Origin of the sequence: Pelagerythrobacter sp. (genome assembly GCF_041912895.1) — a bacterium.
In the GTDB taxonomy this organism is placed as follows: Bacteria; Pseudomonadota; Alphaproteobacteria; order Sphingomonadales; family Sphingomonadaceae; genus Pelagerythrobacter.
This window is the reverse complement of record NZ_JAYSGI010000005.1, coordinates 72002-96992: the sequence shown is the minus strand read 5'-3', so window position 1 is coordinate 96992 and position 24991 is coordinate 72002. Positions and strand designations below refer to the sequence as shown.

16 protein-coding genes are annotated in these 24991 nt (G+C 65.1%); 9 read left to right on the top strand and 7 right to left on the bottom strand.

From position 1 onward, the window contains the following. The first annotated feature begins 32 nt into the window (after positions 1-32). From ACE3QC_RS13485 to ACE3QC_RS13475, 3 genes are read left to right on the top strand one after another with little or no spacing between them, the layout of a single operon-like run. Entirely contained in the window at positions 33-887 is an 855-nt protein-coding gene (locus ACE3QC_RS13485) for a 2OG-Fe(II) oxygenase family protein (RefSeq protein ID WP_374409088.1), read from the top strand. Then, positions 887-2566 carry a putative 2OG-Fe(II) oxygenase gene (locus ACE3QC_RS13480; RefSeq protein WP_374409086.1) on the top strand — a complete coding sequence of 560 codons (1680 nt, stop codon included), beginning with the start codon at positions 887-889 and terminating at the stop codon, positions 2564-2566. The genes ACE3QC_RS13485 and ACE3QC_RS13480 overlap by 1 nt, the downstream gene beginning before the upstream one ends. Then, the gene (locus tag ACE3QC_RS13475; RefSeq protein ID WP_374409084.1) at positions 2563-3471 is read left to right on the top strand and encodes a class I SAM-dependent methyltransferase; all 909 of its coding nucleotides are present in this window, start codon (positions 2563-2565) and stop codon (positions 3469-3471) included. The genes ACE3QC_RS13480 and ACE3QC_RS13475 overlap by 4 nt, the downstream gene beginning before the upstream one ends. Before the next feature lie 143 nt (positions 3472-3614). Here the strand turns inward: ACE3QC_RS13475 and ACE3QC_RS13470 are convergent, their stop codons facing one another. After that, a complete protein-coding gene (locus ACE3QC_RS13470; protein ID WP_374409082.1) occupies positions 3615-6635 on the bottom strand; it encodes a TonB-dependent receptor domain-containing protein in 3021 nt (1006 codons plus the stop codon). Between the two features lie 225 nt (positions 6636-6860). Between ACE3QC_RS13470 and ACE3QC_RS13465 the strand changes: the two genes are divergently transcribed. After that, on the top strand, positions 6861-7403 hold the full coding sequence (locus tag ACE3QC_RS13465; RefSeq protein WP_374409080.1) for a hypothetical protein: 543 nt from the start codon (positions 6861-6863) through the stop codon (positions 7401-7403). Positions 7404-7623: 220 nt separating this feature from the next. Next, positions 7624-10875 carry a TonB-dependent receptor domain-containing protein gene (locus tag ACE3QC_RS13460; protein WP_374409078.1) on the top strand — a complete coding sequence of 1084 codons (3252 nt, stop codon included), beginning with the start codon at positions 7624-7626 and terminating at the stop codon, positions 10873-10875. Between the two features lie 123 nt (positions 10876-10998). Here the strand turns inward: ACE3QC_RS13460 and clpB are convergent, their stop codons facing one another. Next, positions 10999-13578, bottom strand: coding sequence for an ATP-dependent chaperone ClpB (clpB, locus tag ACE3QC_RS13455; protein WP_374409076.1), 2580 nt, complete (start codon positions 13576-13578; stop codon positions 10999-11001). A gap of 147 nt (positions 13579-13725) precedes the next feature. Next, positions 13726-15165 (bottom strand): helicase HerA domain-containing protein, encoded by a 1440-nt coding sequence (locus tag ACE3QC_RS13450; RefSeq protein WP_374409074.1) that lies wholly within the window; start codon positions 15163-15165, stop codon positions 13726-13728. 139 nt (positions 15166-15304) lie between these two features. Between ACE3QC_RS13450 and ACE3QC_RS13445 the strand changes: the two genes are divergently transcribed. The 4 genes from ACE3QC_RS13445 to ACE3QC_RS13430 all read left to right on the top strand — a co-directional run bounded on the left by ACE3QC_RS13445 (position 15305) and on the right by ACE3QC_RS13430 (position 21483). Then, positions 15305-17533, top strand: a complete 2229-nt coding sequence (locus ACE3QC_RS13445) for an acylase (protein WP_374409072.1) — start codon at positions 15305-15307, stop codon at positions 17531-17533. Positions 17534-17585: 52 nt separating this feature from the next. After that, positions 17586-20519 carry a M16 family metallopeptidase gene (locus ACE3QC_RS13440; protein WP_374409070.1) on the top strand — a complete coding sequence of 978 codons (2934 nt, stop codon included), beginning with the start codon at positions 17586-17588 and terminating at the stop codon, positions 20517-20519. A gap of 63 nt (positions 20520-20582) precedes the next feature. Continuing rightward, positions 20583-20888 carry a hypothetical protein gene (locus ACE3QC_RS13435; protein ID WP_374409068.1) on the top strand — a complete coding sequence of 102 codons (306 nt, stop codon included), beginning with the start codon at positions 20583-20585 and terminating at the stop codon, positions 20886-20888. Positions 20889-21021: 133 nt separating this feature from the next. Continuing rightward, positions 21022-21483, top strand: coding sequence for a GFA family protein (locus ACE3QC_RS13430; RefSeq protein WP_374409066.1), 462 nt, complete (start codon positions 21022-21024; stop codon positions 21481-21483). Between the two features lie 34 nt (positions 21484-21517). On the opposite strand, the gene gatB is transcribed toward ACE3QC_RS13430, so the two are convergent. From gatB to gatC, 4 genes are read right to left on the bottom strand one after another with little or no spacing between them, the layout of a single operon-like run. After that, entirely contained in the window at positions 21518-23014 is a 1497-nt protein-coding gene (gene gatB, locus ACE3QC_RS13425) for an Asp-tRNA(Asn)/Glu-tRNA(Gln) amidotransferase subunit GatB (RefSeq protein ID WP_374409064.1), read from the bottom strand. Further along, complete coding sequence (locus tag ACE3QC_RS13420) at positions 23007-23189, bottom strand: hypothetical protein (protein ID WP_374409062.1); 183 nt, start codon at positions 23187-23189, stop codon at positions 23007-23009. The genes gatB and ACE3QC_RS13420 overlap by 8 nt, the downstream gene beginning before the upstream one ends. A gap of 8 nt (positions 23190-23197) precedes the next feature. Beyond that, positions 23198-24679: an Asp-tRNA(Asn)/Glu-tRNA(Gln) amidotransferase subunit GatA gene (gatA, locus tag ACE3QC_RS13415; protein ID WP_374409060.1), complete on the bottom strand. Its 1482-nt coding sequence runs from the start codon at positions 24677-24679 to the stop codon at positions 23198-23200. After that, complete coding sequence (gene gatC / locus ACE3QC_RS13410; RefSeq protein WP_374409058.1) at positions 24679-24981, bottom strand: Asp-tRNA(Asn)/Glu-tRNA(Gln) amidotransferase subunit GatC; 303 nt, start codon at positions 24979-24981, stop codon at positions 24679-24681. The genes gatA and gatC overlap by 1 nt, the downstream gene beginning before the upstream one ends. Between the last annotated feature and the right edge of the window lie 10 nt (positions 24982-24991).

The following is a 24991-nucleotide window of genomic DNA, read 5'->3' as shown; positions in this document are numbered from 1 at the left end:
CTGAACTCCTGGCTTCGACGTCCGACGGGGGTATGGTCAGCTTCCGTTTACGTCAAGTGGGTGCGCTCTTCGGTGGCCGGGCTATTCTTGCCAACCGGCCGATGGTCCGCGTAAGGCGTCGAGCAAAGTCGAATGCTTCATCGGAGCCCATGAAAAAGCTGTTCGAAATCAATCCGGCGATCGATCGACAGGCTTGCGCGAGCCGGTTTGCCGAGCGCACGAGAGTGCAGATCCGCGATGTTCTGACCCGTGAAACCGCGGAAGAAATCCGGATGATATTGGCGCGCGGCACACGCTGGGGTCTGGCGGTTCGCGCGGGCGACGGCACAGCCAATCCGCCGCGCAGCTTCTATCCGCATGAAGTCGCCACTCCCGCCGGTGCGGAGGAGGCGAACAAGGCGGCGCTGGCCGCGCATCAAGCGTCGGCGCGGGGCGACTACGCGTTTCGTTATGCCAACTATCCGATCCTCGACGCGCTCAATCAGAAGTGGGATCCCGACGGGCCGTACGAGCTGCTGCTCGAGTATCTCAACGCGGCCGATTTCCTCGATCTCGTGCGCGAAGTGACCGGGTTTCTCGACCTGATCAAGGCCGATGCGCAGGCGACGTTTTACGCCCCCAACCATTATCTCGGCCGACATAACGACAGCCATGTCGCCGAAGGGTGGCGGGTCGCCTACGTGCTGAATTTCGCGCCGGACGACTGGCATCCCGACTGGGGCGGATACCTGATGTTCCTCGATTCGGACGGCGACGTGATCGAAGGGTTTCGTCCCCGGTTCAACGCGCTCAACCTGTTCGCGGTGCCGCAAGCACATCTCGTAAGCTACGTCCCGCCATTCGCACCGATGGGCAGATTTGCGCTGACCGGCTGGTTGCGCACTTGATGAGCCACGCCGTGGCAGACGTCCGCGCACGCGCGCAGGCCGCCATCGACGCAGGCGATGCCGCAGGGGCCTCGGCGATTTTCGGTGAGGGTCTGGCATCGTTTCCGAACGACGCCGCGCTGTGGAACAGCGCTGCCGGGGCGTCGCTACGTGCCGGAAACGTTGTCGAGGCCGCCGAGCGCTTTTCTCGTGCCCGACAACTCGCCCCGCAATCGCTCGATTACACGATCAATCATGCCATTGCGCTGGGACGGCTCGATCGGCACCACCAGGCGCTCGCCGTGCTCGGCGAACACGAAGCGCAAGGTGGACTGGACCTGCGCTACTGCTCGACCCGCGCGAATGCGTCGCGCAATGCGGGGTTGCTGGCCGAGGCGGCGCAGTGGTACGACGCGGGCCTGGCGCTGAATACAGGGCATGCACGCTCGCTCCACGGTCGCTCGCGCGTCGCGCTCGAACGCGCCGAACCCGACGCTGTCTCGCGTTTCGATCGCGCGCTGCAGGCCAGCCCCGGCGATCCGGAGCTCTGGCTCGGCAAGGCGCAGGCACTCGATGCAGCGGGGCGGACGGAGGACGCGATCGCGGTGGCACGCGCACTGGTTGCGCAGGTTCCACAATGGCTGGAAGCGCTCCGGTTGCTCTCCCAGCTTCTGCTTGCCGAGGGTATCAGTGACTTCGCAGAGCCATATCGCGAAGCGGCCGAGCGTGTTCCGCACGATCGCGCGATACCGATGGCACACTGCGCCGTTCTCGCGGGTCTCGACCGGTCGGCCGAAGCGGCGGAGGTTGCTGCGGCGGCTGCGAGACGATTTCCCGACGAACAGCGCCTGGTGCTACTGGAGGCCGCCCACGCCGGTGAAGCCGGCCAGAACGAGCGCGCTGAGGCGCTCTGGGCGCGCCTCAAACTTGCCACTAGCGAATGCACCCTGCAGGAATCCCGCCATCGCCTGCGGATAGGCGAGCCAGAGCGCGCGGCTCATCTGCTCGATAAGTTTCTGGAAACGGACCCATCCGGCGTCGCCGGATGGGCGTTGCGCGGGCTCGCGTGGCGGTTGCTCGACGATCCCAGAAGCGAATGGCTGCACGAGCAGGCCGGGCTGGTCCAGTTGCTGCCTTTACGCGGTGCGGATCACGTGCTGCCCGAGGCGGTTCCGCTGCTGCACGCGCTTCACGACGGTTCGGCACTGCCGTTGAACCAATCCCTGCGCGGGGGAACGCAGACACGCGGCGGTCTGTTCAACCGGTACGAGCCGATTTGGCGCGAGTTTCACTCGTCGGTACTGCAAACGCTCGACTATTACCGGACGAACTTGCCGCCGCACGATGCCGACCATCCGCTATTGCGGCATCGCGACAGCAAATGGAGCATAGCCGGCTCGTGGTCCGTGCGCCTTTCGGGCGGTGGCGACCATCACACCTCGCATATCCATTCTCAGGGCGTCGTCTCGTCGGCGCTTTACCTGGAGCTTCCCGGTGATTCGCGCGGTGGTAAGCTGGAACTCGGTCGGCCGCCACCCGACCTGCGGCTCGCGTTGCCACCACTGCGCATCATAGAGCCGCGCGAAGGCCATCTGGCGCTGTTTCCCAGCACGCTCTATCACGGCACGACGCCTTTTTCCGGTACGCACCGCATGACGGTCGCTTTCGATGTCGGGGCCGATGTCGGCGAGGCGCCATGACCACCGGCGATCGTGCGGCATGGAACGCCTTTTGGGCATACGCGGGCGCACGAACAGGGGCGGGCTGTCTGCCCAGCGGATCGCCCGCACTCGAACGTGCGCAGCGGGCGTCGTGGGAGAGTTTCGCGCCGCGCATCGGCGGAAACGGGCGGGTGCTCGACATTGCCACCGGCGATGGCCGCGTGATGGCGTGGCTGCTCGCGTGCCGACGCGACCTGGCGCCGACGGGTATCGATTTTGCAGAAAAGCTGCCGCCACCGCCCTCCGGCGCATCGGTCCGCTGCGGCATATCGATGGAGGACCTGCCCTTCCCCGCCGGGACGTTCGACGCGGTGGTGAGCCAGTTCGGCTTCGAATACGGCGACATACCCGGCACCGCGGCGGAAATTGCGCGCGTTCTGGCGCCTGGGGGCATCGTCGGCCTGATGACCCATCGGGGAGACAGCGTCATTCTGATGCACAACCGCGCGCGCCGCGACGCGATATCCTGGGCGATCGAACGAGAGGACCTGCCGGGAATCGCCAAACGGAGCCTCGCCTTGCGCAGCGCGGGAATCGCTGCCCTGCCGCCGGCGATTTCCACCGCGCCCGCCCGGGGGCAAGCCATGTTCGGCGCCAATTCCGCCGCGTGGGAAATCGCCGAGGCGATCCGCCGCACACTCGAACTAGGTCGCAACGACATGACCGGCAGAGTGGCAGCTTCGATCGATACCATCGCCGTCATGGCCAAGGGCGAGATGGGGCGAATCGCGGCGCTCGAACGAGCTTGTGCCGCGGCATCGAACGAAGATGCTCTTGTATCGGCGCTTGGCGCAGCCGGTCTCGAGCAAATCGAAATGACTCCGGTCCGCGAGGCCGCCGGTGCGCGCCCCTTCGCCGATTTCAGGTTGATTCGCAGCAAGTAACAACTCCGGCTTCGAGCCGGAATGCAATGCGCGAGCCGTCGTGACGGTCTCGAATGCCGGACTATGACCAGCAGCGACGGAGCGCAAACGAAAGAGGCGGCGTCCGCCAGGACGCCGCCCCTCGTTTTACGTCTCTCGAACGATCAGAAATCCATGCCGACCGAAACGAAGTAGTCGCGGCCGAGAACATCGTAGACACCCGGATAGGTGTTCGCCTGCTCCTGGTTCGATCCGATCAGCGGCGGCCGCTTGTCGAACAGGTTGTTCACACCGGCGGTGAAGGTGAAGTTCTCGTTCACTTCCCACGACAGCGAGAGGTCGAACAGGTCGTAGCTGCCGATTTCCTCGACGATGTAATCCGTCGTATCGTCGTCGTCAGTCACCTTTCCGACATGGCGCCAGCGGAAGCTGGTCGTCATCGGGCCGTCCATCCACGACAGGCGGCTTGACCACTTCCATTCAGGCGTCGGGTTGCCGCAGTTCAGGCCGAACTTGCCGGCGCACTCGGTCACCTCGTCGGGCAGTTCGACGAGCGGGGTGAAGTTGTTCTTCTCGGTGTAGTTGCCGAGGAAGAAGAACCCGAGCCGCGAGTCGCCATTGCCCGTCAGGCTGGCACCGATCGGCGTCATGTAGTCGAGCTGGAAGTCGACGCCGCTGGTTTCGAGGCTCGCCAGGTTCGCATTCTGCGCGGAAACCACGAACGGAGGACCGGAGATGACACCCTGATCGTCACGCGAGATGAACCCGCAGACCGCGCTCGAAGCATCCTGGATCGTGTTGTAGCACAAGTCCAGAATGTTGTTCACGCTGCCGCCGGCGACCGAAATCGCGTTGTCGATCGTGATGTCGTAGTAGTCGACCGTGATGTTCAGGCCCGGGATGAAGCTCGGACGGATAACCGCACCGATGGTGAAGGTGTCGGAGACTTCTTCCTGCAGGTTCGGGTTGCCGCCGAAGGCGCCCTGGACCTGATCGTTGGGCTGGATGAACTCGGCGAACACTGCAGAGGCCGGCACGCCGGTGGCAATGCAGAGATCGCGAAGCGCCTGCGTACGATCACCGGGTGCCGTACGATCACTGCACGGATCGGTAGCGGTCGGGAAACCGACCGACTGGCCGCCGAACAGTTCCTGCACGTTCGGTGCACGAACCGCGCGCTGATACTGGCCGCGGAAGGTGATGTCCGGGATCGGAGCGAACTCGGCGCCGCCGAAGTAGGCCCAAGCACCGCCGACGTTGTCGAGCGAGTAGTGCGAGTAGCGAGCGCCACCCGTGAACTCGAGACGATCGATGAAGCCATCCTGGATTACCGGAACGCGAAGTTCGCCGAACACTTCCTTGGCGTCGTAGCTGCCCGCGGTCGGCTGACCGGCGTTGAAGCCGGCAACGTCACCCGAAGAAAGCGCGGTATCCGGAATGAACTCCGCGCTCATCTTGCGGTACTCGACGCCGAGCGCGAAGGCGATCGGATCGACGGCCAGACCGCTCGTGAACAGCGGGCCGGAGACGCTGGCCTGCGCAACCTGCAGCGACGAGACCTCGCTGTTCTGAGCGAGGATCGAAATCGAGTCGACGCATTCCGGGCTCAGCTGGTTCTCGCCGAACACGTTGCAGGTGCCGTTCGCCGTCAGCGCGGTGAACGCCGAACGCGACACGTTGCCTTCCTGGATCGAGCCGTTCCGGGTCCGCGAGTACGAGTAGAACGCATCGTACTGCAGGGTATCGGTCAGATCGCCCTTGAAGCCGGCCAGCACGCGGAATGCGTTACGTTCGTCCGTGACGTTGCGCGAGGAAATGCCGGTGGTACGGGTGTTGACCCCGAGACGGACCTGTCCGGGCGCGAGCGGATCGATCGTGGTCGAACCGGTGGTCTGCGAACCGTAGGGGTTCGGGCAGGTGACGGTGTTGCCGTCCGGATCCGTGCAGGTCGCAGCAGCAGCTGCCGCAATGGCGGCCTGCTGACGCTGAGCGATCAGCTGAAGCTGAGCGAAGTCGGCAGCGGACACCAGACCTTCGATCGCGTCGAGATCGAAGTTCACGTTCTGCGTAATCGGCGTCGCGGCCAGCTCGTTCTCGACCCGGTTGTTGACGAATGCCACTTCGGCATAGGCCTCGATACCGTCGGTGATCTCGTACGAGCCGTAGCCACCCAAGGTGTAACGCTCTTGCGGGACCATCAGATAGTTGGTCGGCGCATAGTTGTATGCGTTGGCACTGGTGTAGGGCGTGCTGGTACCCGGCGTTCCGAAGAATGCGCCTGCACCCGGATAGTTCGTACCAGCCGCGATATCGAAGCAGCCGGCATTGCGCGGAGGATTGCCGTCACCGCCACAGCTGGCACCGGCGCCGATCGCCAGGTTCTCTGCGGCCGTGAAGCGGCCCTGCGGCACGCCTGCAGAACCACCCGGAACCAAGCCATTTTCGCCATCGCCCAGCGCGTTGAACGAGAAGTCGCGATCACCCTGGAAGATGCTGCCACGACGATAGTACTCGGCGTAGGCGGTCACGTTGCCGCGGCCGTCGGCGAGGTCGCTGCCGATCGCCACGTATGCGTTGTAACGCTGACCGTCGCCTTCTTCGGTGATGCCGTACTGGCCGCCAGCGGTAACGCCGTTGAGATCGTCACGCAGGTTGAAGTTGATGACGCCTGCAAGCGCGTCCGAGCCGTACACGGCCGAAGCGCCGCCGGTCACCACATCGACCGAGTCGATCAGGAACTGCGGAATGGTGTTGAGGTCGACGATCTGGTTGGCATCATAGAAGATGTAGCGGCGGCCGTTTACCAGCACGAGGTTACGGGTCGAGCCGAGACCACGCAGGTTCAGTGTCGCGACGCCGCCACCCGGGTTGTTCGAAAACGACGTGGTGCCCGGAACGACCTGCGGCAGGGTGTTGATGACCGATTCGACGTTCACTGCGCCGGAGAGCTTGAACTCTTCGTCCTGGACGACGGTCAGCGGGCTGGTCGAGGTCAGGTCGCTGCGCTGGATGCGCGAACCGGTGACGACGATCGTCTCGCCCTGCATACCCGCGTCCTGATCGGCCTGGGAGCCGACGGCGTTTTCATCGACCTGGTCGGTCTGCGCGTAAGCCGGCGATACAACCATGGCGCTCGCCATGATCGTGCCGACCAGCAACGAAGCTTTGCTGAAGCGGTTGGACATTTCTAACCCCTCTGAGATGAGCGCCACCACGGCGCGCATTGAAAATTTAGTTCGAGTGCCCGGGCCCACAGCCCGAATAGGCGGCGTCTAGTCGAAGCAATCGTCGCCCCGCAATCGAACTCGACGCCGCGCAAGACGGTCTCTGACGAACTGTGGCACTGATGTTACAGTTGGCCAACCGCGCGGAATATGCGACGAGATCGCCCGGTTTTCATCGAGGGGAGCATGGTGGAGATGGGCACGCGCAAATTCCTGGCCGGCGGCATCGCCTGCCTCTGCCTCTGCGCAGCGGGCACCGCATTCGCGCAGGATGCAGATGAAGCGGATCACATCGCGGCATTGAAGGCATGCCAGCAAATCGCCGCGGATACCGAAAGGCTGACATGCCTCGACGCCGCCGCCGGCGCGTTCGTCGCCGCGAGCGAGCAAGGCGACGTGCGCCTCGTCGACGCGGACGACGTCCGCCAGACCCGCCGGCGGCTTTTCGGATTTACCCTTCCCGACCTCAATATATTCGGCGGCAACGACGATGAAGACGACGAGCTGGATATGCTGGAATCGACGATAACGTCCGTCCGATACAGCGCCGGCGACGCTTTCGTGTTTGAAATCGCGGAAGGCGATGCCCTGTGGCAGGTCAGGAACGCCCCCGCTCGCCTGCGGCAAGTGGAAGTGGGCGACCCCGTCGTGTTCAAGAGGGCGGCGCTGGGCAGCTATTTCATCCGAATCGACGGCCAGATCGGGGTGAAGGGGAAGCGGATCGAGTGATGGGGCGAGACTCAGAGCATATTTCACCCAAGGGATGACAAGTGTTGCATTTGAGAGACAGCGTCGCCGCGTCGTCCTCGAAAACAATTGATTTCATTTGCGACCAAGGGGGGGGTGCCGCATTCAGCGATGTGGCGAATGCGCGTATTAAACGTGAGTTTAGTCGCTGATCTTAATATTTTGCGCTCGATTCCTGAGCGCTCAAGGGGGACTGAAAATCATGAGAAGCAGTTTTTCCACCAAGCGCGGATTGCTGGCTGGCGCTGGCGTTGCCGCACTGTCGTTCGCGGCTTTTGCCGCCCCTGCCTACGCGCAGAATCAGGGCGACGAGCAGGACGTCGAAGGTGATGCAGAGTCCGTCGTTGCGGAGCCGGGGCAAGACACCCAAACCGACGATGGGCTAATCATCGTCACCGGCAGCCGCATTGCGATCAACCCGAATCTCTCAAGCCCCGTCCCTGTCACGGCAATCAAGGCGGAGACGTTGGTCCGCAGTTCGGATCTTGCGCTCGGCGATGCGCTGAACGATCTTCCGGCCCTGTCTTCTACTTTCGGCACCAGCAACTCGGGTCGCTTCATCGGTACCGCCGGCCTCAGCCTGCTCGATCTGCGCGGCCTGGGCACGGAGCGCACGCTTGTCTTGGTCGACGGTCGTCGTCACGTCACCTCGACGCCCGGTGACTTCAATGTCGACGTCAACACCATTCCCACCGACCTGCTCGAAAGCGTCGAAATCGTTACCGGGGGCAATTCCGCGGTCTACGGCTCGGACGCCATCGGCGGCGTGGTCAACTTCATCCTGCGGGACGATTTCGAAGGCATTCGCCTCAAGGCCCAGAACGGCATCTCCAGCCGTGGCGACCGCAATTCCTACTTCATCAGCGGCACCGCCGGGACGAACCTCTTCGACGACCGCGTGAATATCGCCATCTCCGGCGAATACGCCAAGCAGGAACCGCTCTTTTTCTCCGAGCGCCCCAATCAGTTTGGCACTTTCAACGGTACACCTGGCTTTATCACCGTTGACTCGGACTTTGATGTTCAGCCAAATCCTGACTTCGATCCGACCGATCCGAACTCTCCTGAGTTTATCAACGTGCCGGAAGGAAATTTTGGCGACGGTATCCCCGATACGGTCTTTAACGATGGTAATCCCGGCAGCACCTTCGGACAGCTTTCCGAAGGTGGCGCGCTACAGACTTTTTGCGACGCACCACGGTTCGACCGTCGGGTAACGGCAACCTGTAGCGGAATACTCGACCAGAACGGCTTTAATACCCAAGTCAGATATTTCTTCCTGCCTAATGGCAATCTGGTTCGCAATAATGCGGAATATACGCTCACCGGCGGAACGCTGGGCGGCCTTGGTTCGACCGGAATCGAAGGTGGCCAGGCGTCGGTCGGCTTGACGCGTTACGCTGGCAATCTGTTGATCAATGCTGACCTCAGCCCGGCGTTCAAGCCCTTTCTGCAGGCCAAATATGTCCACATTGATTCGCTTCAGGCCTCATCTCAGGCGACTTTCGTCACGGGTGCCCTCAACGCTGTCTACTCGACCGATAATCCGTTCCTGAACGATCAAGCTCGCGAGGTCATCAATTCGATCACGGCGCGTCCGGGCGGCGGAACTAATCTGTTCCAGGCATTCAGGTTCAATTACGATATCGGGACGAGAGCGGAAAATCACGAACGCGACACGTACCGTGTCGTTGCCGGCGTTCGCGGCGATTTGACGGATTCAAACGCGGGCAATCTGCGGTATGAGGTCGCATTCAATTATGGCCGCACCGAAACCTTCTACGAAACCGGCGGCAATGTTCTCATCGAGAACTTCAACAACGCAACACGCGCCGTGCGTGCAGCCGATGGCACCATTCAATGCAGCATCAATGCCGACGCCGATGCGTCGAATGACGATCCGGCTTGCGTTCCGATCAATCTGTTCGGTTTTGGCGCGCCATCGCAAGCCGCTCAGGATTATGTTCTCTATACCTCGTCGCGGGATGAATGGGCCGAACAGTATAATGCTACGGCATTTATTTCCGGCGACACCTCCGGTTTCTTCGAACTCCCGGGAGGCCCGGTTGGTTTCGTGGTCGGCGGTGAATACCGGCGGGAAAGCGCGTTCTCCGATTTCGACGAAGTCACCAAGAGCGGCGCGACCTTCTTGAACTCGAACAGCGCGTTCGATCCCCCTGCGTTGGAGGTTTACGAAGCATTCGGCGAACTGCGCGTTCCGCTGCTTGCCGATATGCCTTTTGTCGAGGAACTGACGGCTACGGGTGCGGTGCGTTATTCGGATTATAACTTCTCCGGTGGTGCAACCGCATACAACGCGAGCCTGATTTACGCGCCCATTCCCAGCCTGCGATTCCGCGGTGGGTATGGTCGTTCGGTTCGCGCGCCGAACCTGGGCAATCTGTTTGCCACTCAGTCGGAGACCTTCAACTTCATCAACGACCCTTGTGATCAGAACTTCATCAACGATGATCCTGATTTTGCTGCTCGTTGTGCCGAGGCTGGCATCCCGACGACGATTACGCTGCCTGACGGAAGCGTCATTCCCTTCACCAATGCGGCGACGTCGAACATTTCGGGCTTCAACAGCGGCAATCCCAATCTCGAACCCGAAGTCGGTAACAGCATCACCATCGGCGGTGTGTTCCAGCCGGAATTCCTGCCGGGCTTCTCGTTGTCGATCGACTATTATGACATCGAGGTGAAAAAGGTCATTTCCGGCCTGAGCGCCCAAGGAATCGTCGATCAGTGCTATGGCGATCCGGAATCGCTCGACAATCCGTTCTGTGACGTGGTGTTCCGCCGCGCACCGACCGGCAATATCTTCACCGATTACGCTTTCGATGGACAGTCTGGCCGCCGGTTCCCCGGTATCGCCGACACTTCATTCGATGCAGTTGGCCCTGGCTTCATCAACCAGCCGTTCAACTTTGCATCGTTGAAGACTTCGGGTATCGATGCCGATCTGAGCTACACCACGGAACTTGGATCGGACATGAGCCTTGCGGTTCGCGGTCTCGTTAGCTGGATCGCCAATCGCGAGCAGTTCCTGGACATCGAAGATCCCGATTTCTCGACCCGGACGAAGAGCACGCTCGGCAATCCGGAGTGGGAAGGCACGGTCCAGGCTGCGCTCAGCTTCAAGAACGTGACCTTCACTTATGAAGGTCGCTATGTCGGCAAGCAGACGATCGGCGTATGGGAACTGCAGAATTCGCATCAGGGTCGTGAACCGACCGATGCCGATCAGTTCCCGGTGATCTACTATCCGGACGTTTTCTACAGCGACATCCGGTTGAATTTCGAACTCGAAGACAAGTACGACTTCTATGTCGGCGTCGACAATGTGACCGATCGACTGCCCCCGTTCGGCGCGACCGGCGTCGGCGAAGGCAGCGCGATCTTCGACAATCTTGGTCGCTTCTTCTACGCCGGCCTTGTCGCCAACTTCTAAGATCGGCGTTCAACGACAAAGAAAGGCCGCTCCTCACCGGAGCGGCCTTTTTTTATGTTCACCGGGAATTTTGAATTATTGCAGCTTGGTGTTTTGTTTAGCTTGGCCCAGATCAGGCGCTGATCACAGGATGCGCATCTCCAGCGCCCCATCCCCCTCGTCCACCTTCACCGTGCTCCCATCAGGCACTTCGCCCGCCAGCAGCTTGTCCGCCAGCGGATCCTGCAGATAGCGCTGGACCGCGCGTTTGAGGGGGCGCGCGCCATAGACCGGGTCGTAGCCCACGCGGCCGAGCCAGCGGCTCGCGGCGTCGGTCAGGTCAAGGGTGATCTTGCGATCCTTGAGCAGCTTCTGGACCCGCGCGACTTGGATATCGACGATCGGCGCCATGTGCTCGGCGGCGAGGCGGTGGAACAGGATGATCTCGTCGAGCCGGTTGAGGAACTCGGGCCGGAAATGGCCCCGCACGACGTCCATCACCTGCGCTTCGACGCTGTCGACGCCCTTCCCATCCTCGATCTGGGTGAGAAACTGGCTGCCGAGGTTCGACGTCAGGATGATGAGCGTGTTCGAGAAGTCGACCACGCGCCCTTGTCCATCCGTTAATCTGCCATCATCGAGCACTTGTAGCAGCACGTTGAACACGTCGGCATGCGCCTTCTCGACCTCGTCGAACAGTACGACCTGATAGGGCCGCCGCCGCACAGCCTCGGTCAGCACGCCGCCTTCCTCGTACCCGACGTAGCCCGGAGGGGCACCGATCAGGCGGGCGACCGCGTGCTTCTCCATGAATTCGCTCATGTCGATGCGGACGAGGGCGTTGTCGTCGTCGAACAGGAAGCCCGCGAGCGCCTTGGTGAGTTCGGTCTTGCCGACGCCCGTGGGGCCGAGGAACAGGAACGAGCCGAGCGGACGGTTCGGATCCTGTAGTCCCGCCCGCGCGCGGCGGACGGCCTTGGAGACGGCGGCGACCGCCTGCTCCTGCCCGATCACGCGCTTGCCGAGGATGCTCTCCATCTGGAGCAGCTTTTCGCGCTCGCCCTCCATCATCTTGTCGATCGGCACGCCGGTCCAGCGGCTGACCACCGAAGCGATGTCCTCCTCGGTCACTTCCTCACGCAGCAAGGCGTTCGCAGCCTGCCCTTCGGCTTCGGCGAGGCGCTTCTCCAGCTCGGGAATTTTCCCGTAGGAAAGCTCGCCCGCCCTGGCGAGATCGCCCGCGCGCTGCGCCTGTTCGAGCTCGATCCGCGCCTGATCGAGCTCTTCCTTGATCTTGCCCTCGGCGGCAATCTTGTCGCGTTCGTTCTGCCAGCGCGTGGTCAGTTCGCTCGACTGCTGTTCGAGGTTCGCCAGTTCGCCGCGCAATGCCTCCAGCCGGTCCTGCGAAGCGCGATCGCTCTCCTTGCCGAGCGCCTGCTCCTCGATCTTGAGCTGGATGATTCGCCGGTCGAGGCCCTCGATCTCCTCGGGCTTGCTCTCCACCTCCATGCGGATGCGCGAGGCGGCCTCGTCCATCAGGTCGATCGCCTTGTCGGGCAGGAAGCGGTTCTGAATGTAACGGTTGGAAAGCTGCGCCGCGGCGACGATCGCGCCATCGGTGATGCGCACGCCGTGGTGCAGCTCGTACTTGTCCTTGATCCCGCGCAGGATCGAGATCGTGTCCTCGACCGTGGGCTCGTCGATATAGACCGGCTGGAAGCGCCGCTGGAGCGCCGGGTCCTTCTCGACGTATTTCTGGTATTCGTCGAGCGTGGTGGCGCCGATGCAGTGCAATTCGCCGCGCGACAGGGCAGGCTTCAGCAGGTTCGAAGCATCCATGCTGCCTTCGCTCGCACCCGCGCCGATCAGCGTGTGCATCTCGTCGATGAACAGGATGATCTGGCCGCCCGCGCCCTTCACCTCGTCGAGCACGGCCTTCAGCCGCTCCTCGAATTCGCCGCGATACTTCGCGCCGGCAATCAGCGCGCCCATGTCGAGGCTCATCAGCGTGCGGCCCTTGAGGCTGTCGGGCACGTCGCCGTTGGCGATGCGCAGCGCGAGCCCTTCGGCGATCGCGGTCTTGCCGGTACCCGGCTCGCCGATCAGCGCGGGGTTGTTCTTGGTCCGCCGGGCGAGGATCTGCACCGTGCGGCGGATTTCCTCGTCGCGGCCGATCACCGGGTCGAGCTTGCCGTCGCGCGCGGCTTCGGTGAGGTCGCGCGCATAGCGCTTCATCGCGTCGTAGGCCTGTTCGGCGCCAGCGCTGTCGGCGGTGCGACCCTTGCGCAATTCGTTGATCGCAGCGTTGAGCTTGGTCGCCTCGACACCTGCATCCTTGAGCGCCTGCCCGGCCGAGGTTGTGCTGGCGAGCGCCAGCGCGACCAGCAGCCGCTCGACGGTGACGAAGCTGTCGCCCGCCTTTTCGGCGATCTGCTCGGCCTGATCGAGCACCCGCACGGCATCGTTGTCGAGCCCCGGCGTCGCCTGCGCCCCGCCGCCCGAGACCGCCGCGATCTTCGCCAGCCCGGCATCGACCCGCTCGACCGCGCGCCCGACATCGCCGCCCGCGCGCTGGATCAGCCCGGCGGCCATGCCCTCGCTGTCCTCGAGCAGCGCCTTGAGCAGGTGCAGCGGCGTGATCCGCTGGTGGCTCATGCGGATGGCCACGGTCTGCGCGCTCTGGAGGAAGCCCTTGGCGCGGTCGGTGAACTTCTCGAGATTCATCGGCAATCCCTCATGCTGCATACCGGCCCGATATGGTGTTGCGGATTTGCAACACAAGTCTCACGCCCCGAAAACCCGAGGTGTGTTACCCGAATATAGGACCATCGCGGCGCGGCGCGAGAGGAAATGCGAAAATGACGGGCGCCGTCAGTCGCTCGCGACCCGCTCGACACCGGGCACGAGCAGCGTGCGTCCGCCGCCGAAATCCTGCCGCACGACGAGCAGCCCGAGCCGCTCCATATGCTCGAGCAGGCGGCGGATGCGGCCGGGGGAACTCGAACCATAGACGCGCGCCAGTTCGTCGTCTTCGGGCGCGGACAGGCCCTCTGCGGCGGCGGCAGCGATCGCGAGATAGGGCGCGAGCACGTCGTCAGGCACCGCCTCGGCCAGTGGAAGGATGCGCGCCCGCGTATCTTCGTCCAGCCGCTCCAGCCCGGCGCTGGCGATCGCGAAGCTGCGGCGGAACGCGGCCATATCGGGCAGCGGACCGACCAGCCGCTGCTTGCGGCAGCGCAGCAGGAAACCCTGATAGAGCGAGGAGGCGGACTGGAACGTCGCCCCGTCCTCGCGCGCCATCGCGGCGATCGTCGCCTCGATCTCCGCGCTGCCGCCGCACGGCGCCTCGCTGGCGGGCGCTGTCCCCGTTTCTTGCGCCGCGATCGTCTCCGCCAGTTGCTCGGGCCGGGGCGCGGGAGGCGGCGGTGGTGGTGGCGCGGCTTTCGCCACCTCGCTCGCCAGTTCGCCGAGCAGGAGCGATTCCATTTCCTCCGGCGCGGCGTCGGGCAGCGGCATCAGCCCGTCCTTGCGCGCAGCGGGGCCGGATTGGACCGCGCCGATCTTCACCGCCAGCGGCCGCCGGCTGATCGCCGGGCCGAGCGCGAGGAAATGCCCGCGCTCCAGCTCGCGAATCCGTTCGGCCTGCCGCCGCTCCATGCCGAGCAGATCGGCCGCGCGGACCATGTCGATATCGAGGAAAGTGCGGCCCATCAGGAAGTTCGAGGCTTCGGCGGCGACATTCTTGGCGAGCTTCGCCAGCCGCTGCGTCGCGACGATCCCGGCCAGCCCGCGCTTGCGCCCGCGGCACATCAGGTTGGTCATCGCTCCCAGCGTCATCCGCCGGGTATCCTCGGCGATCTCACCGGCGACCGAGGGCGCGAACATCTGCGCTTCGTCGACCACCACCAGCGCCGGGTACCAGTGCTCGCGCGGGGCGTCGAACAGCGCGGTGAGGAACTGCGCGGCGCAGCGGATCTGCTGCTCCACCTCCAGGCCTTCCAGTGCCAGCACCACCGAGGCGCGGTGCGCGCGGATGCGCCGTGCCAGCGCTTCGATCTCGGCGGGCGAATAGGCCGCGCCGTCGATCACCACGTGGCCGAACGGTTCGGCGAGGCTGACGAAATCGCCCTCCGGGTCGATCACCACCTGCTGTACCAGCCCCGCGCTTTCTTCCAGCAGGCGGCGCAGCAGGTGCGACTTGCCGCTGCCCGAATTGCCCTGGACGAGCAGCCGGGTGGCGAGCAATTCCTCCACGTCGAAGGTCACGGGCTCTCCGCCCGCGGCGTGGCCGATGGTGATCTGCGCTTTCACGCCGGGCGGGGTAGCGGGCCGAATCCCCGCGCCGGAAGAGGGCGCGGCGACTTATCCCGAGCGAATCGCACGAGTTGCGAAGGAAAACCTTCACCCGCGCGCGCAGGCCCGCTAGGCAGGCGGCCGGGAGATATCGCCGATGAAAAGATGGGTCGCGCGCGCCGGGTTGGCGCTGCTGGTCTTGCTGCTCGCCGCATTCGTGGTGCTCGCTTCGTGGGAGCCGTTCGCCGCGCGCAAGAGCGCGCCGCCCCCCGATCGCGCCTACACCGCGGAGATCGTGCGCGACGAATTCGGCGTCCCGCACATCCACGGCGCGACCGACGCCGACGTCGCCTACGGCGTCGCCATCGCCCATGCGGAGGACGATTTCTCGACGCTGCAGGACGTCGCGGCCATGAGCAAGGGTCGCTACGGCGCGATCGCGGGGGAAGACGGCGCGGCGGTCGATTACGTCTATCACCTGCTCGACGCGCGCGGCACGGTGGAGCGGGAATTCCCCGCGCTGCCCGCCGACACGCGGGCGCTGTTCGAAGCCTATGCCGCCGGGCTCAACCAGTATGCCGCCGAGCACCCGAGCGAGGTCAAGCTCGCCAACCTGTTCCCGATCAACGGGGAGGACATCGCGGCAGGGTTCGCGCTGCGCCAACCGTTCTTCTTCGGGCTCGACAGCACGATCGGGCCGCTGGTGGAAGGCGAGGACCTGCGCCCCGAACACGGCCCGGCGATCCCCGGCGCGCCCGGTATTGCGCCGAGCGGCGAACCGATCATGGGCGACGAGCCCGCGACCACCGCGCAGCGCGCGCCGCTGCCCGTCCACATGGGCGAGGACGGCGCGCTCGCCGGATCGAACGCCTTCGCCATCGCGCCGGAGAAATCGGGCGACGGCGTCACCCGGCTCGTCTCGAACAGCCACCAGCCCTGGCGCGGCGGCGTGGCGTGGTACGAACTCGTGGTCGAGAGCGACGAGGGCTGGCACTTCGCCGGGGCCAACTTCCCCGGCAGCCCCTACCCCTTCCTCGGCCACAACGAGACCCTCGGCTGGACCAACACGGTCAACCGCGCCGACCTGATCGACGTCTACCAGCTCGAACTCGACGACTCCGGCACGCGCTACCGCCTCGACGGTGAGTGGCGCGACCTGGAGCAACGCGCGGTAACGTTGCCGGTCAGGATCGGCCCGATCGTGCTGCCCGTGCGCCGCACCGTCTGGCGCAGCATCCACGGGCCGGTGGTGAAGAACGACCGCGGCGCCTTCGCGATCCGCTATGCGGGCATGGGCAACATCGGCTCGCTCGACGAATACTACCGCCTCAACAAGGCCGAGACGTTCGAGGAATGGCGCGCGATCCTGGCGCGGATGGACGTGCCCAGCACGAACTTCATCTACGCCGACCAGACCGGACGGATCGCGATGTTCTACAACGCGGCGATCCCCGCGCGGAAGCCGGGTGCGAACTGGCGCGGCGTGCTGCCGGGCGACGATTCGAGCCTGATCTGGCAGCGCACCGTCGATTTCGATGCGCTGCCGCAGATCGTCGATCCTGCTTCCGGCTGGCTGTTCAACGCCAACAACGCACCCTATTCCGCCGCCGGGCCGGGCAGCGACCTCTCGCCCGAAGATTTCGCGCCCGAGATGGGCGTGGAGCTGACCACGACCAACCGTTCGATTCGCGCGGCGCGGTTGATGTCCGAAGCCGACATCATCGACCGCACCACGCTGGAGCGGATCAAGTACGATACCGTCTACGACCGGGTCGGCTACGTCGCCGAACTGTTCGACGAGATCGCCGCGCTCGACCTGTCGGGCGACCCCGAACTCGCGCGTGCGCAGGCGCTGCTCGGCAAGTGGGACTACAGCGCGGACGGCGTCGGGCGCGCCGACGCGCTGGCACTGCTGATGATCAAGGACTTCATGGCCTCGTCCTACAACGGCGGCGAGCGTCCCGATGTCGAGGATACGTTGCGCGACAAGGTCGCGCACCTGAAGGCCCATTTCGGCCGCATCGATCCGCAGATGAGCGCGCTGCTGCGCCTGCGCCAGGGCACCGACAGCCCCTATGCGGTCGACCTGCCGCTCGACGGGGGGAGCGACACGCTGCGCGCCTCGACCACCTGGGACGTCGACGCGGACGGCCGCCTGTCGGTGCGCCACGGCGACAGCTTCCTGATGTTCGTCGAATGGACGCCGGGCGAGCGCGTGGTGTCGCAGTCGATCCAGCCGTTCGGAGCGGCGACCACGCGGCCCGACAGCCCGCACTACACCGACCAGGCGCCGCTCTTCGTGCGCCATCAGGTGAAGCCGGTCCATTTCTGGCGCGCCGATGTGCTCGAACACGCGGCGCAGCGAAAAACCGTGTCAAACCGGTGATCGGGGCGTAGGGTCCGCGACGCAACAACGAATCGCTTATTCGGGGGAAATCATGCGCTTGAAACTTGCCACCGTCAGCCTTGCGGCGCTCTCGCTCGCCGCTTGCGCCAGCACGCAGACCGGAACACGCGCCGCCAGCGCCGACCCAGAGGTCGCCGCCGCCGAAGCCGTGACGGGCGAGCCCGCGCCGGTTTCCGAACTGATCGAAAGCGTCTCGATTCCCTACGAGGAATTCAAGCTCGACAACGGGCTGACGGTGCTGGTGCACGAAGACCGCAAGACCCCGGTGGTCGGCGTTTCGGTGTGGTACAAGATCGGCTCCAAGCACGAGCCCGACGGCAAGACCGGCTTCGCGCACCTGTTCGAGCACCTGATGTTCAACGGCAGCGAGAATTCGCCCGGCGACTTCTTCGAGCCGCTGCAGCAGGTCGGCGCGACCGATTTCAACGGCACCACGTGGTTCGACCGGACGAACTATTTCGAGACCGTGCCGACCGGCGCGCTCGACCGCGCGCTGATGCTGGAAAGCGACCGCATGGGCTACCTCCTCGGCGCGGTCACGCAGGAAAAGCTCGATAACCAGATCGGCGTCGTCCAGAACGAGAAGCGGCAGGGCGACAACCAGCCCTACGGCCTCGTCGAATACGAGCAGCTCGAGAACCTCTATCCCTCGGGACACCCCTATCACCACTCGACGATCGGCTCGATGGACGATCTGTCGGGCGCGACGATGGCGGACGTGCAGGGCTGGTTCCGCGACCACTACGGCCCGAACAACGCCGTGCTCGTGCTCGCCGGCGATATCGACGCCGCGACCGCGCGCGAGAAGGTGACCAAGTGGTTCGGCGCAATTCCCGCCGGCCCGGCGATCGATCCGGTCGCCGCTCCCGTTCCCGACCTGCCCACTCCGCTCGCCAAGACGATCTACGACCGCGTCGCCACGCCCCGCGTCTATCGCATGTGGGCGGTGCCGGGGCTCGACAATCCCGAATACCTGCCGCTCTCGATGGGCGGCACGGTGCTCGGCGGGCTCGCCAGCTCGCGGCTCGACAACGCGCTGGTGCGCGAGCAGCAGCTCGCCGTCCGTGTCGTGGCGAGCGCGCAGATCTTCGCGCAGGCGGGCCAGTTCGTGGTCTATGCCGACGCCAAGCCGGGGGTGAGCCAGGAACAGCTCGCCGCCGCGCTCGACGCCGAGATCGCGAAGTTCATCGCCGAAGGTCCGACTGCCGACGAGCTGCAACGTGCCACGACCACTTATGCCGCGGGCCAGATTCGCGGGCTGGAGCAGGTTGGCGGGTTCAGCGGCAAGGCGCCGACGCTCGCCGAAGGGCTGCTCTATTCGGGCAATCCGGCCGAGTACAAGGAAGTGCTCGAAACCGCCGCCGCGATGACGCCCGAACGCGTGCGCGACGTGACCGCCAAGTGGCTCTCGCGCCCCGTGTTCGCACTCACCGTCGAGCCGGGCGAACGGCGCGAAGGCGGCGAGAACCGTGGCGGTTTTTTCACGGGTGACGACAGCGGCCTCGCCGGTCCGGCGTTCTATTCCAACCCGCTGGCCCTGCAGCTTCAGGGCGGCGCGGCGGCAGCGGAGGCCGACCGCTCGCAACTGCCCGAAGTCGGCGAATTGAAGCCGCTCGACTTCCCCACGATCGAGCGGGCCACGCTGTCGAACGGGATGGAAGTCTATTTCGCGCACCGCGACGCGGTGCCGACCGTCAGCGTGCGGGTGAACTTCGATGCCGGCTATGCCGCCGATCCGAAGGACAAGCTCGGCATCCAGTCGCTGATGCTCAGCATGATGGACGAAGGCACCACCAGCCTCGATTCGACCGAACTGGCGATCGCCAAGGAGCGGCTCGGCGCCAATCTCTACACCTCCGCCGACGCCGACACGACTGCGGTCGGGCTCGACGCGATGGCGCCCAACCTCGCGCCCTCGCTCGAGCTGATGGCGGACTACGTGCGCAACCCCGCGTTCGACCCGCGCGAGCTGGAGCGCGTGCGCGCGCAGCAGCTCACCCGGATCCAGAACGAGCTGAACAACCCCGGTGCGATCGCCCAGCGCGCGCTCGCCCCGATCCTGTTCGGCGAGCAGCACCCCTATGGCATCCCGCCCTCGGGCACGGGCAGCGAAGCGGTGGTCGCAGCGCTGACCGCACCGGAGCTGCGCGACTTCCACGACACATGGCTGCGCCCCGACATGGCACGCGTGTTCGTGGTCGGCGACACCACGCTGGCCGAGGCGACCCGCCTGCTCGAAGCGAGCTTCGGCGACTGGCAGGCCCCGGCCACGCCCGCGCCGGAGAAGAACTTCGACGCGCCCATCCCGACGCAGCAATCGCGGGTGATCCTGATCGACCGGCCCAACTCGCCGCAATCGGTGATCGTGGCCGGCCGCGTCCTGCAGCAGAAGGGCACCGACGACCTGCTCGTGCTCGATGCCGCGAACGAGGTGTTCGGCGGCAGCTTCCTCAGCCGGATCAACATGAACCTGCGCGAGACCAAGGGCTGGTCCTACGGCGTGCGCAGCCTGATCCAGCAGCCGCTCGATCGCACGAGCTTCCTGATCTACGCCCCGGTCCAGGCCGACCGCACCGGCGATTCGATCGTCGAACTGCGCAAGGACCTGTCGGCCTATACCGACGCGCAGGGCGTGACCGGCGAGGAGCTGACCCGGCTCATCAACGGCAACGTGCGCGAGCTTCCGGGACAGTTCGAGACTTCGGGCGACGTGCTCGGCGGGATGGTCAATATCGTCACCTACGATCGGCCCGACGACTACTACGAGACGCTGAACGCGAAGTATTCGAACCTCGCCGCCGGACAGCTCGACCAGGCTGCGCGCGCCTCGCTGCTGGGCAACGATCTGGTGTTCGTGATCGTCGGTGACGCCGATGTGGTCGCGCCGCAGCTCGAAGCGGTCGGCCTGCCGGTCGAGGTGCGCGAGGCGGAAACCGCCGGCGCCGGGGAACCGGCCGCCGAATGAGCTTGTTGACATGGGTGTAAGCAACCGCGATTGCGGCACCCGACTTCAACCGAGGAGATGACAATGTCTGTTGGCGGCACCTACGACTGCGTAACCAAGAGCCCGATGGGCGACCAGAAGAGCACCTTCACCGTGGTCCCCAGCGACGACGGCACCACGTTCACCGGCCAGAACGCCGGCACGCTGGGCTCGATGGACGTCAAGGACGGCAAGATCGACGGCAACACGCTGACCTGGAAGATGGACATGACCGTGCCCATGCCGATGACGCTGGAAGGCACCGCCACCGTGGACGGCGACCAGCTGACCGGCTCGGTCAACGCCGGCGCGTTCGGCGCGATGGCGATGACGGGCCAGCGCCAGGGCTGACCGGTTCACCCCGCGTAACAAAAGGGCCGTCGGAGCGATCCGGCGGCCCTTTTCCGTTCGCGCACCAGCAGATCGTGTCGGAGCCTTTTGACAGATCGAACCGTTGCGGAAGCGAACCATCGCAGGAGTCCGCATGACCAGGCCTTCCCTCCCTGCCGACGGCGGTTGCCGGTGCGGGCAGCTTCGTTTCCGGATTTCGGCCGAGCCTCTGCTCACCGGCGCGTGCCACTGCACCGGGTGCCAGCGCATGACCGGAGGCGCCTATTCGCTGACGGTGACCGTTCCCGAAAGCGGCTTCACCGTGACGAAGGGTGAACCGGCCATCGGCGGCCTGCATGGCGAGGTGCGCCATTTCCACTGTCCGTACTGCATGAGCTGGGTGTTCACGCGCCCGCCGCAGGGAACGATGCCGTTCGTCAACGTGCGCGCGACCATGCTCGACGATGCAAGCTGGTTCGTCCCGTTCGTCGAAAGCTTCACGTCGGAAAAGCTGCCATGGGCGACCACGCCCGCCGAACGCAGCTACCCCGAATTTCCGCCGATGGAAGATTACGAGGAAATGATCGCGGCGTTCGCCAAGGCGCAAACCGCCTGACGATGCGCGCGCGGCGTTGGCGGCAGGCTCAGCCCTACCCCAGCTTCGCCTTCAGCAGGTCGTTCACCACCGCCGGGTTGCCCTTGCCTTTCAGCGCTTTCATCGTCTGGCCGACGAAGAAGCCGAACAGCTTGTCCTTGCCGCCGCGGTATTCCTCGACCTTGTCGGCGTTGGCGGCGAGAACTTCGTCGATCACGCTCTCGATCGCGCCGGTGTCGCTCAACTGCTTGAGGCCTTCGGTTTCGGCGACCTCGGCCGGGTCGCGGCCGGTCTTGAGGACGATCTCGAAGATTTCCTTGGCCTGACCGCCGCTGATCTCGCCGGCGGCCTGCATCTTCAGGATCGCGGCCTGCGCCTCGGCACTGGCGTGCGCCGGGTTCGCCTCGTCGCCGAGCGCGTTCATCACGCCGGGCGCGATCGAGAGCGACCAGTTGGCCACCTGCGTCGCCACGTCCTTCTCGCCCTTGCCCAGCGCGCCTGCTGTCGCGGCGAGCAGCGTTTCGAAGCGCGCGAAGGTTTCGACCTCGGCGGTCAGCTCGCGCGCGTTGTATTCGCTCAGGCCCAGTTCGCCGACATAGCGCGCGCGCTTGGCATCGGGCAGTTCGGGCAAGCTGGCGCGGCATTCCTCCAGAAACGCATCCTCCAGCTCCAGCGGCAGCAGGTCGGGATCGGGGAAATAGCGATAGTCGTGCGCGTCTTCCTTGCTGCGCATCGAACGGGTGGTGCCGGTGTTCGGGTCGAACAGCCGGGTTTCCTGCACCACCGTGCCGCCATCCTCGATCAGGTCGACCTGGCGGCGCGCCTCGTGCTCGATCGTCTGCATGACGAAGCGCACCGAGTTCACGTTCTTCGTCTCGGTGCGCGTGCCGAATTCGTCACCCGGCTTGCGCACGCTGACGTTCACGTCCGCGCGCATCGAGCCTTCTTCCATGTTGCCGTCGCAACTGCCGACATAGCGCAGGATCGCGCGCAGCTTGCGCACATAGGCTCCGGCCTCGGCGGGCGAGCGCATGTCCGGGCGGCTGACGATCTCCATCAGCGCCACGCCGCTGCGGTTGAGATCGACGTAGCTCATCGTCGGGTGCTGGTCGTGCATCAGCTTGCCCGCGTCCTGCTCGACGTGGATGCGCTCGATGCCGATCACCTTGTCCTCGGCGATCCCGGCCTTTTCGTCGGCTTCGATCGCCAGCGAACCTTCGCCGACGAGCGGATGATAGAGCTGCGAAATCTGGTAGCCCTGCGGCAGGTCGGCGTAGAAGTAGTTCTTGCGGTCGAACCGGCTCCAGCGGTTGATCTGGGCCTCGATCGCCATGCCCGTGCGCACCGCCTGGCGGATGCACTCGCGGTTGGGCACCGGCAGCATTCCCGGCATCGCCGCATCGACGAGGCTGACCTGCGTGTTCGGCTCCGCCCCGAACGCGGTCGAGGCGCCAGAAAACAGCTTGGCGTTCGATGTCACCTGCGCATGGACCTCGAGGCCGATCACGACCTCCCACTCGCCCGTCGCGCCCTGGATGCGGTAGTTACTCATCGTCCGTGATCCGTTTGCTGTTGTCATCCTGCTCGAGCCGACGCGCAGGGGTTACCGGTGTGTCTATCGCCCGTTCGGGCTGCTTGCCGAATTGCGCCTCGCCGTATTCGATCCTGCGCGAGAGGAAGAATGCGAATCCCACCAGCGCGATCAGCGAACCGAACAGGATCAGCATGAACAGCATTACCACCACTTCTCCGGCCGCGCGTCGAACCCGGCGCGCTGCTCGATGGCCAGCCCTGCGTTGAGCACACCCTGCTCGTCGAACGGCTTGCCGATCAGCTGCAGGCCGAGCGGCAGGCCCTCGCCGTTGAGCATGGCGGGCACGCTCATCGCGGGCAGCCCGGCGAGGCTGGCGGGCACGGCGAACACGTCGTTCAGATACATCGCCAGCGGATCGTCCAGCTTGTCGCCCAGCGGGAAGCTGGCGGTGGGCGTGGTCGGAGCGAGGATCACGTCGCACTGCGCCCAGGCCTGCTCGAAATCGCGCGCGATCAGCGTGCGGATCTTCTGCGCCTGGTTGTAGTATGCGTCGTAGAACCCCGCCGAGAGCACGTAGGTGCCGATCAGGATGCGGCGCTTGACCTCGTCGCCGAACCCTTCGGCGCGGGTCGCGGCGTACATGTCCTGCAAGCCCGCCCCGTCCGGCAGATCACGCAGCCCGTACCGCACGCCGTCGTAGCGGGCGAGGTTGCTGGAGGCTTCGGCGGGCGCGATGATGTAATAGGCGGGCAGCGCGTATTTCGTGTGCGGCAGCGCGATGTCGACCACTTCGGCGCCCGCGTCGCGCAGCCATGCCTTGCCGCGTTCCCAGCTGTCGAGGATTTCGGGATCGGTCCCCTCCATCCGGTATTCGCGCGGAATGCCGACCTTCTTGCCCGCGAGGTTCGCGTCGAGCGATCCGGCCCAGTCGGGCACCGGCAGGTCGAGGCTGGTCGAATCCTTGGCGTCGAACCCGGCCATCGCGCCGAGCATGATCGCGCAGTCGTCCACGCTGCGGGCCATCGGCCCGGCCTGATCGAGACTGCTGGCGAAGGCGACCACGCCCCAGCGGGAGCAGCGCCCGTAGGTCGGCTTAATCCCGCTGATGCCGGTGAAGGCGGCAGGCTGGCGGATCGATCCGCCGGTGTCGGTCCCGGTCGCGGCGGGCGCGATACGCGCCGATACCGCCGCCGACGATCCGCCCGAGGAACCACCCGGTGCCAGCGCGGCATTGCTGCCCTGCTTGCGCCAGGGCGAATTGACGTTGCCGAAGAAGCTCGTTTCGTTGGACGAGCCCATCGCGAACTGGTCGAGGTTGAGCTTGCCCAGCATCCCCGCGCCCGCGCTCCACAGGTTGTGCGAAACGGTGCTTTCGTATTCGGGTGTGAAGCCTTCGAGGATGTGGCTCGCGGCGGTCGTCTGCACGCCCTTCGTCGCGAACAGGTCCTTCATGCCGATCGGCACGCCGGCCATCGCGCCCAGCGGCTTGCCCGCCGCACGGTCGGCATCGACCGCATCGGCTGCGGCGAGCGCATGATCGGGCGTGGCGACGATGAAGGCGTTGAGCTCGCCCGCACCCGCGACCGCGGCGTTGAACGCCTCGGCCACTTCGCGCGCGGTGAACTCGCCGCCCGCGACCCCGTCGCGGATCGCCTTGACGCCAAGGTCTGTCAGGTCGGTCATTATTCGATCACCTTGGGCACGCCGAAGAAGCCGTGTTCGGCCGCGGGCGCGTTCGCCAGCACCGCATCGCGCTTGCCGCCGGCGGTCAGCGGATCGGCGTCGATCACATCGTCGCGCAGGCGCAGCGTGTTGGGAATGACGGCGGTCATCGGCTCGACGCCGCTGCAATCGACTTCGCCGAGCATCTCGACCCAGCCGAGAATCTTGGACAGCTCGGGCGCCATGCGCTCGAGCTCGTCTTCGTTCATCTTGATACGCGCCAACGAGGCGATCTTCGCCACAGCGGCCTTGTCGACGGACATGCGGATTGCC